This window comes from Pseudomonas sp. A-1 (assembly GCF_004801855.1).
In the GTDB taxonomy this organism is placed as follows: domain Bacteria; phylum Pseudomonadota; class Gammaproteobacteria; order Pseudomonadales; family Pseudomonadaceae; genus Geopseudomonas.
The window spans coordinates 1-573 of sequence record NZ_SSTC01000239.1 but is presented as its reverse complement, the minus strand read 5'-3'; the positions used below and the strand labels follow the sequence as shown (position 1 = coordinate 573).

General features: G+C 76.4%; 1 protein-coding gene. It reads left to right on the top strand.

Annotated elements, in window-relative coordinates:
- Positions 1-573: TolC family protein (locus tag E5198_RS21360; RefSeq protein ID WP_168772582.1), on the top strand; the 573-nt coding region annotated here is incomplete at both ends.

The following is a 573-nucleotide window of genomic DNA, read 5'->3' as shown; positions in this document are numbered from 1 at the left end:
CGCCTGGCCCTGCACGCGGCGGCGCAACTGCCCAGCGCGCTGCCGCTGGAGCTGCTCGGCCGGCGCCCCGACGTGGTCGCCAGCCGCTGGCAGGTGGCGGCGGCGGCGCGCGGCATCGAGGTGGCCAGGGCCGACTTCTATCCCAACGTCGACCTGCTCGGCAGTTTCGGCCGCGCCGCCACCCAGGGCGGCGCGCTGGATTTCCTGCGCCACGACAAGCTGAGTTGGGGACTCGGCCCGGCGCTCAGCCTGCCGATCTTCGACGGCGGCGCACGGCGCGGCCGGCTCGGCGCCGAGACGACCGGCTACGACCTGGCGGTCGAGCAGTACAACCGCACCCTGGTGCAGGCGCTCAAGGGGGTCGCCGACCTGCTGGTGCGCCTGCACTCGCTGCACGAGCAGGAGGGCTTCGTCGCCCAGGGGCTGGCCACCGCCGAGCGGCGCGTCGAGCTGGCGCGCGAGGCCCACGAGCGCGGGCTGAGCGATGCCCGCGAGGCGCTGGCCGCGCAGGGCGGGGTGTTCGCCCAGCGGCGCCTGCAGCAGCAGGTGCTGGCCGAGCGGCTGGCCGCCCAG